This is a genomic window from Candidatus Woesearchaeota archaeon (assembly GCA_003694805.1).
Taxonomy (GTDB): Archaea; Nanobdellota; Nanobdellia; order Woesearchaeales; family J110; genus J110.
The window spans coordinates 1-2,355 of the sequence record RFJU01000062.1 but is presented as its reverse complement, the minus strand read 5'-3'; the positions used below and the strand labels follow the sequence as shown (position 1 = coordinate 2,355).

The 2,355-nt window shown below is 52.7% G+C and carries 3 protein-coding genes; all 3 read left to right on the top strand.

The genetic code is table 11. The features are described 5' to 3' along the window. Positions 1–121 precede the first annotated feature (121 nt). Positions 122–523 (top strand): hypothetical protein, encoded by a 402-nt coding sequence (locus D6783_02430; GenBank protein ID RME53287.1) that lies wholly within the window; start codon positions 122–124, stop codon positions 521–523. Then, positions 492–2,177, top strand: a complete 1,686-nt coding sequence (locus D6783_02425) for a phenylalanine--tRNA ligase subunit alpha (GenBank protein ID RME53286.1) — start codon at positions 492–494, stop codon at positions 2,175–2,177. Before D6783_02430 ends, D6783_02425 begins: the two co-directional genes overlap by 32 nt. Beyond that, the coding region (locus D6783_02420; protein ID RME53285.1) for a hypothetical protein at positions 2,174–2,355 on the top strand (182 nt) is incomplete at its 3' end. The genes D6783_02425 and D6783_02420, both read left to right, overlap by 4 nt.

The following is a 2,355-nucleotide window of genomic DNA, read 5'->3' as shown; positions in this document are numbered from 1 at the left end:
GCAGGGGAGCAGAGGCGTGTTTGAAGGAGGCGCGCAGAAGTTCGCCCTTGCGTCCTGAACGTTCGGGTTTCATAAGCGAAAAGTTATTATAGTTTTTTCCTTCTTATCCTTTTTTTTGATGATGGATTATGAAACCATCAGGGATGTTGTGGTGCAGTACTGGCGCGAGGCAGAGCGCGTTTCGGGCGCAACGTTGCAGGCTTCTTTTTTGAGCGAGCTCGTTGAGAAGGATTGCTCTGCAAATGATTCCTTTCGCAGTATGAGTGGTCAGCCACACAGCTCGGCGTGGAAGCACCTGTTGTGCTACCAGGGCGGGTTGTGGACGTCTCCCTCGAACGGCGAGAGGCTTTGTACGGAGGCGTATCTTTCCGTTGTCGCCAGAGAAGCAGAGCAGGCCAGAAATCGGGGGAGGGAGGTCTTTCCAGACCTTACCTTGGGCGGCCAGTCGGTGTCTCCGTTGGAACTTCGTAGCATTTGCTTGTCGTGGGTGAATGCGCTGCGCCGCGCCGGCAGCCGTGAGTGAGTGGAAGGTCCATGGGGCGGGAGGCGCGCGTTCCTTCTCGACCAACATATTTAAATACAGCTATGTGGTTGTTGCGTGTATGAAAAAGGATGCGGCAAAAGCTCCTGTGGATGAAGCACGAATGATCGTTTCCCAGCTTACTCCCCTTGAGCGGGCGGTTCTTAGCAACCTTGATGCGCGCAAGAGTTTGACAGCGTTGGTTGCGAAGACGGGTTTGAGTCAGGTTGAGGTTATGCGGGCGCTGCAATGGCTCGATAACAAAAAACTTATCACGTCGGAAGTTGAAGAGCAAGAGTTTGTTACAATATCGGAGAAAGGGAAGGAGGCGTTTCGGGCCGGGGGGAGGGTTCCTGAAGATTTTGCAAAAGAAGCGCTTAAAGAGCGCGGCGTCTTGCCCCTTGCTGATGTAGCGAAGGTTTTGCCCTCGTTTGACAAAGGCGCTGTAGGTGCGGTATTGGGGGCTTTAAAGAAGGAAGTGACATTTGATCGATTCGCTGATCCTCCTTCTTTTCGGTGGAGTGCTGCGCAGCCGTTATCGTTGTATAAGGGGAAGGCCGCGCTTGAGTTTGCAGCAAAGCATGATTGGTGCATACCTGTCGCCTCTGTACCGAAGGAGGTGGTGGAGAGCGTGCGCTACCTTGTCGGGCTTAAGGGGTACGCGGAGAAGGTTGTGCGTAAGGAACGGTTTGCTAAGCCGACCTTGCTTGGCGTTCGTGTCGCCAAGATCGCTCCTGCAGAGGAGTTGGTTGAGCGTTTGTCTTCTTCGATGTTGAAGAATGGTTCGTGGAAGGGCAAGTCGTTTCGAGCGTTTGATGTTCGCGTGAATGTCAAGCCTCGCTATGAGGGCAGGGTGCATTTCGTCAATGAGGCAATAGAGTATGTTCGGCGCATCTGGCTTGACATGGGGTTTGTTGAAATGGAAGGAGGCGTGGTGCAGACGGCGTTTTGGAACATGGATGCGTTGTTTATTCCTCAAGATCACCCCGCGAGGGAGATGCAAGACACGTTTTACTTGAAAGATCCCTCGAAGGGACACGTGCCGAAGCGTCTGGCATCAAGAGTTAAGGCCGTTCATGAAAATGGCGGAGGAACGGGCAGCACGGGCTGGAGGGAGCCGTGGCGTGTAGAGAAGGCGCGAGAATTGTTGTTACGAACGCACACGACGGTGTTGAGTGCGAGGACGCTGGCTGGCTTGTCAAAGAAGGATTTGCCAGCGAAGTTTTTCAGTATTGGAAAGGTGTATAGGAACGAGGCGCTTGACTGGAAGCATCTTTTTGAGTTTCATCAAGTAGAGGGTATTGTTGTCGATCCCGAAGCGAACTTGCAGCATTTGAAGGGGTATTTATCGGCGTTCTACAGGAAGATGGGCTTTGCAAAGGTGAGGATGCGGCCGGCTCACTTTCCTTACACCGAGCCCAGTATAGAAACGGAGGTTTTTGATGCGCGGCGAAAAGAGTGGATTGAAATGGGCGGGTCAGGAATTTTTCGCCCGGAGGTAACCTATCCTTTGCTTGGCGAGGAGATTCCTGTTCTCGCGTGGGGGCTGGGTCTTGAGCGTATCATCACCGCGTACTTTGGGATTAAGGATTTGCGGGAGATTTACAGTAATGATGTAGAACAACTGAGAACAATGAAGAGGTGGTTGCAACGATGAAGAAAAAGCTAAGTCCAGAAATGTTTCCGATGAAGATACCAAAGATTGGAAGGTTACCCTTCCTCCAGATTGGTGTGTTCGGCTCTGACGTAAGTCACGTCTCGCAAAAGGCGCTCAAGGTCGCGTACCAGGTAGGGGGGGAGATCGCCAAGGCAGGTGCTGTTCTCGTCACGGGCGG

What these genes read in the sequence shown, in the direction of transcription:
- D6783_02430 (RME53287.1), top strand. Translation starts at nt 122, where the DNA reads ATGGATTATGAAACCATCAGGGATGTTGTGGTGCAGTACTGGCGCGAG.
- D6783_02425 (RME53286.1), top strand. Translation starts at nt 492, where the DNA reads ATGCGCTGCGCCGCGCCGGCAGCCGTGAGTGAGTGGAAGGTCCATGGG.